The 5,429-nt window shown below is 55.0% G+C and carries 3 protein-coding genes and 4 pseudogenes; 5 read left to right on the top strand and 2 right to left on the bottom strand.

The genetic code is table 11. The features are described from left to right. Positions 1-218: hypothetical protein (locus tag WS62_RS38120; RefSeq protein ID WP_231748287.1), on the bottom strand; the 218-nt coding region annotated here is incomplete at its 3' end. A gap of 134 nt (positions 219-352) precedes the next feature. Here WS62_RS38120 and WS62_RS36380 point away from each other — a divergent pair. The 5 genes and pseudogenes from WS62_RS36380 to WS62_RS33595 form a co-directional block, all read left to right on the top strand. Next, positions 353-1,125 (top strand): annotated as a pseudogene (locus WS62_RS36380) (AraC family transcriptional regulator); the annotation flags it as partial. Positions 1,126-1,378: 253 nt separating this feature from the next. Further along, positions 1,379-1,588, top strand: coding sequence for an N-acetylmuramoyl-L-alanine amidase-like domain-containing protein (locus WS62_RS39030; RefSeq protein WP_082720953.1), 210 nt, complete (start codon positions 1,379-1,381; stop codon positions 1,586-1,588). 45 nt (positions 1,589-1,633) lie between these two features. After that, entirely contained in the window at positions 1,634-3,373 is a 1,740-nt protein-coding gene (locus tag WS62_RS33600) for an insecticidal delta-endotoxin Cry8Ea1 family protein (protein WP_156440976.1), read from the top strand. Between the two features lie 122 nt (positions 3,374-3,495). Further along, positions 3,496-4,183, top strand: a pseudogene (locus WS62_RS13780) (transposase); the annotation flags it as partial. Between the two features lie 63 nt (positions 4,184-4,246). Beyond that, positions 4,247-5,010, top strand: a pseudogene (locus WS62_RS33595) (transposase); the annotation flags it as partial. Between the two features lie 6 nt (positions 5,011-5,016). Here WS62_RS33595 and WS62_RS13765 read toward each other — a convergent pair. Beyond that, positions 5,017-5,307, bottom strand: a pseudogene (locus tag WS62_RS13765) (integrase core domain-containing protein); the annotation flags it as partial. Positions 5,308-5,429: the final 122 nt, after the last annotated feature.

The raw sequence follows: 5,429 nt of genomic DNA, 5'->3' as shown, positions 1-5,429 counted from the left end.
TCGCGCACCGAGGCCTGTATTTCGAGCGACGCGAGCTGAGAAAGCTGGATGCGTTCGTTGACCGGCACATCGGCGATCGGGCGGAAGATCGCAAGTACAAAATGGTTTAGTTTAGTCCGCGCGCCCGTCGCTGCGTCGCAGTTCTGTTGGCGAACCAGTCTCCCCGCGGGCGGATGCGCCGGTAAGCCGACGAGATGGCTCCGCGGCGAGCGCTGCACGACGCACTGCACTGTTTGCCGACCGCACGAGGCTAGCCGCCGGGTGTGCGGACGGGCCCCCGGTGCCGAAACTTGTGCAGCCGTACGTCGCGCGCGGTGTCGCGTTCTGTCGCGCTTATTCACTGGCTTTTACTATGGCCGAGATGTACGAACCCGGCGGCCGCAGTTTGCTGCCGTTATTTTCTGTCGACGAGATGCCGCTCGGGTACGGAACGGGCTTCTGGGAAACGCATGTGGTCGAGTCGCGCGCGAAGGGGCAGACGTTTCACGGAGACGGTTTTTCAGTGCCGAGGCGAGCAAGGCCAATTTGTCCGCATTCGCGGCGCGTCGCTCGACACACAGATCACCGAAGCGTTGCTAGGCACCCGCAAGCCGGACGCGTATTAACGATCTGCGCGCTTCACTCAGGCGGATGCACGGTTGAAACACCCAATCGTCCGGACACGCGCTTCGGCGCGAACGAACCGTTCATGCTCGATGGCGGGCGGCCGATGCGTGTCCGCTGGGACGAACCGTGTTTCAGTTCGCTGAAACTGTCGAGGCCGTCGGTAGGGCTGACAATCGGACGGGCAGCGATCGATGCGTCGCCGCCCGGGGTTTCGCTACAACGTGCCCGGCTCGCGCCGTTGCTGAGCGCCGAACTGGCGCTCATTGGTAGTCACGGCTTGGCGCTGTCGTCAGGCCAGTTCGATTACGTGTTTGCACGTGTGGCCGATTTCGGCCGCGCTCTGCTGCAGGCGCCGCTGTCGGCGCACGCGCTTCGAGTTGCGCAGGCCCGCGACAAACGCTTGCAAGCCGCGTACCATTATATCGACCAGCATCTCCATTTGCAGAGCCTGACACCGACTGGCTCGCTGATGCAATCCATTGTTCACGCACGCAGCTATATCGTCTATTCCGTAACGAACCACACTCTGCCGACGGTGAAGGACCGCATTGCGTTCTACTCTGCGAGCGCGGCGGGCGGCATCACCGGCCTACTGACCGTGTTCTACTCGCCGCTTACTGCGACAGAACCTGCCTCTCTCTACCGCAACTTTAAGCGTTAGCGCTGTGACAGCGGAGAAGGTGCTCAATAAGAAATCAGATGGCGGACTATATTTGCCAGGTTTGCCTGTCGCGCAGCGGAGTGTCACATTTATTACGAACAATCTTTGTAAATGATCGCATTATTAATCGTCTGCGGACTGGGGGATTTTATTGGCATTTATTCGCGAGAAGACGGCTTGGGTGTAACTCGCGTTTGGATTTTCATAATAACAAACGCTAGGCCGATGTTTTGGAACGTGTCATTCAAGAAAGAGAGTATGAAAGTTGTCGATTCTCAATTTGTCGAATATGTAAAAAAATACACCATGCATTATAGATAATCGAGTGAGACTTAGCTAAGTCCGGCCCAATTTTTGATTTTGTTGATGTTGAGATATTCCAGCTTTTCCGGATCGGCGCTCTGTCGAAAGCGTAACCGCACACGCGTGGCGATACCAGCGCCTGGCAATCTGCGTCGGCGAATCTACAATCAAAGAACATGTCAATCTATGTGTGAAAATAAATCTTCGTTAATGTCTCGCAGGACCTTTATTAAAATTGCGACTACTGGGTCTCTGGTTGTCTTTGCGTCGCCATCAATTGGCTCTGGCGTGCAGAGTTTGCTTCGCCAAGATAAACAAGAGACCGTGCCTAGCATAAACAATGACGATATTTATAACATCATTCGCGGGGTAGTGCTAACCGGGCTTGGAGCGATACCGTACGCTGGCACTCTCGTAAGTATCGTTGTAGACACCTTCTGGCCCAGTGCAGGCCCGTCCGCATGGGACCAGGTTAAGGCGCAAGTCAATAGGATGGTAGACGACAAGATTTCTGAGCAAGAATACCAGCTAGTAAGCGAATTCCTCACGGGGTTGGGTAACAATCTGAAATCCTATCTAGCCGCTAGACAAGAGGCTTCCGCACTAGAAGTGGCGCGCATTTTTTCTGCCTGCCATCAAATTTTTATAAACGAGGCAGCACAATTTCAAACAAGCGGTAGGGAACGCCTGTTGCTTCCACTTTTCGTACATTTCGCTACGCTTCATTTAGCGATGCTACGTGACGCAATTTTGAATCGCGCCAGTCTGGGGTGGAGCGATAAAGAAATCGCAATGTATACGAAGATTGCAACAAGTGCAATCCGAGACTATAAACAATATGTATCAAAGGTGTATTCTGCCATTCAGGCAGATGCTGATAGTCGCGCTGAGGCTGCGGCTTCTTCGGATTGGAGTGGCACTGAGAAATTCAGAATTTCGAACGAATGCAGGAGAAACTATCAACTATCAGTTTTGGACTTTAGCGAACTGTTCGATTACTTTGATCCTGTTAAGTATCCGAACAAGGTGGACGTTGAGATCCGTCGGGTGATCTATAGCGATCCAGTCGGTTCAACGTATGAAAACCAGCTCAACACAGATCCGCCGCCATGTCAAATCGAAATGAATGTGAGCAGTCGATCGGCAAAGATGGCTCCGCCTCTTGGTTTTGATATCTATTCAGGGGGGAAATGGTATGGACCGGGATACACGGGCGGAGTGGTTGGTTATGTTAGTCATTATGAATCGGGGCAGGGGCCGAATGGTACTACAATAGACGATCATAGGCGGCTCAATCATCAAGATGATCCGATGTTTAAAATCGACTGCACAACAGAAAAAGGTCCAGTGTGTAGGGTATTAGTGCCCAGACAGGACGCAGTTTTTTCGATTCAATTTTTCTATAAAAATGGCAGTTCGTCACCCATGGCGGGCGGGTGCCTAAATAACTATCCACCAAACCTGGAAATCGCATACGACCACCACATACTTGTTGATATCGCCTACCAATGGTATAGCCGACATACCGGGTGTCTCGGGTGTATAGTTTTGGGATTTCAGCTAGAGAACATGGGGAAAAATCCCGATCCATTATTTTCAGTGCGTCAGCGCTACATCTATTCTCTTTGGGAACCAAAATTGCCAGACCTTGCCGATTTCGTCAGAATGCAAACTGGTGTTTATCAACAATTGAACGAGGAGCGGTTACTCGAGGACGTCCAGTCACAATTGGCGAGTTGGTCAAATGCGCGCCGGGCTTTTTGGGAAAACTGCAGGAACGCACTGTCCAAAACTACTCAATAGCCGGCTCTTCAGAAGTCCGCACAGGCCGGCGCAGTAAGGATTCACTGGGGCCTTGTGATTTGTCGAATTTCCAGAAGCGATAATGATCTGAATTGCTTTCCGGGAGTTTGAGCGCGACGCAGATGAGCACCCCCGACTTTTTCCGCAGCCGTCTGGACGCGATGATCGATCTTCGTCACCCGCTTGCAGTGCTAGCCACGCGGATTCCGTGGACGTCGATCGAAGCCACGCTGGGCCCGGTGTTCGAGCGGCGTGCACGTGAAAGCCATGTTAGTGAAGGCATCGATCTGTTCGGCGTGGCGCCTGCGCTGGCAGGAGCGGGCCCGAGCGCAACTGGCCGGCCACGATTGCTGGTCGGTCTGCTCTATCTGAAGCACGCGTGCAACGAGAGCGACGAGTCGGTGTGCGAACGCTGGGCGCAATACGTGTACTTCCAGTTTTTCTGCGGCGACGCGTACTTCCAGCCGCGTTTGCCGTGCGCCCCGACCAATCTGGTGCGCTTCCGTCAGGCCCTTGGCGAAGCCGGTGTCGAAGAGTTGCTCGCGACGACGATCGCTGCTGCGGTGCAGATGAAGACGGTAACGCCGGCCGAATTCGAGAGGGTAATCGTCGACACCACGGTGCGGGAGAAGGCGATCGCGTATCCGACCGACAGCCGGCTGCTTGATGTGGCGCGCGCCCGGCTCGTGCAACTGGCCCAGCGTGCCGGTCTGAACCTGAAGCAGACCTACGAACGTGAGGGCGCGCTTGCGTCGCTGCGCCGGTGGCTATGCACACGCAAAGCAGTTCAGGCGTCTGCGGCGTGTACTGGTAATCCCCCCGTCCGGTAAGCGGGATCAGAAGTAGAATTTCCAGCAAAGGGAGTTCTACGCAATGAAGAAGTCGAAGTTCACGGATAGCCAGATCATGGATGCGCTCAAGCGCGCGGAAGCTGGCCTGGCGGTGCCGGAGATTTGCCGGGAGTTGTGCATCAGCACGGCGACCTTCTACAACTGGCGCGGCAAATACGGCGGCATGGATGTGTCGCTAATGGCGCGGATGAAGGAACTGGAGGCTGAGAACGCACGACTACGCAAGATGTACGTCGAAGAGAAGATCAAGGCGGAAATCGTTGCAGAGGCGCTTGCAAAAAAAGACTGAGGCCATCTTCTCGCCGCGAGATGGCCAGGGACGCAGTAGCACGCCGAGGTGTATCGATTCGGCTTGCATGCGAGGCATTTGGCGTAAGCCTGACGTGCTATCGCTATGAGCGAAAGCGCAATGCGGAGAACGAACAGATCGCTGACTGGTTGATGAGGCTGACCGATAACCACCGTAACTGGGGGTTTGGGTTGTGCTTCCTGTATCTGCGCAACGTGAAGGGCTTCGGGTGGAACCATAAGAGGATCTACCGCATCTATTGCGAGCTCGAACTGAATCTGCGCATCAAGCCGCGTAAGCGGCTTGTGCGTCAGGCCCCGGAGCCGTTGGCGGTACCGGAGTCGGTGAACGCGGTGTGGTCGATGGATTTCATGCACGACCAGTTGAAGGACGGTCGCGGCATCCGGCTGCTCAACGTGATAGACGACTTCAACCGGGAGGCATTGGGAATCGAGATCGACTTCTCGCTACCTTCCACTCGTGTCATACGAGCCCTGTAGTGGTCAACCAACCCCGGACACTACGTTAAGTTTTTCTTCCGCGACGGCCGGCGCCAGTCCGTCATTGAACTGATGCGGCCGTATCCAGTTGTACCGGTGCATCAGATAGTGGCTGATATCCCGGTGTGCTTCCTGCGCGGACATGTAACCCGCTGACGGCAGCCATTCGGTCTTGAAGCTGCGGAACAGCCTCTCCATCGGAGAATTGTCCCAACAGTTTCCGCGACGGCTCATGCTCTGCTGTATCCGATAGCGCCACAGGCGCTGACGGAATTTCCGACTCGCATACTGGGCGGATTCAACCGGTCGTCGCAACACCCTTGATCAAGGAGGTGTTGCATGGCGCGAAGTGCAAAGCGGGTGTATCAGTTGACAGGGCGAGGAGCGATGCCTTCGCCGGGCGCACCGTCGCTCCG

The sequence above is a fragment of the Burkholderia sp. ABCPW 14 genome (genome assembly GCF_001523835.1).
Lineage (GTDB): Bacteria > Pseudomonadota > Gammaproteobacteria > Burkholderiales > Burkholderiaceae > Burkholderia > Burkholderia mayonis.
This window is presented reverse-complemented; position numbering and strand designations above follow the sequence as displayed.

Coding starts and splice junctions, on each gene's coding strand:
- WS62_RS39030 (WP_082720953.1), top strand. CDS start 1,379: ATGATCGCATTATTAATCGTCTGCGGACTGGGGGATTTTATTGGCATT.
- WS62_RS33600 (WP_156440976.1), top strand. CDS start 1,634: ATGTTGAGATATTCCAGCTTTTCCGGATCGGCGCTCTGTCGAAAGCGT.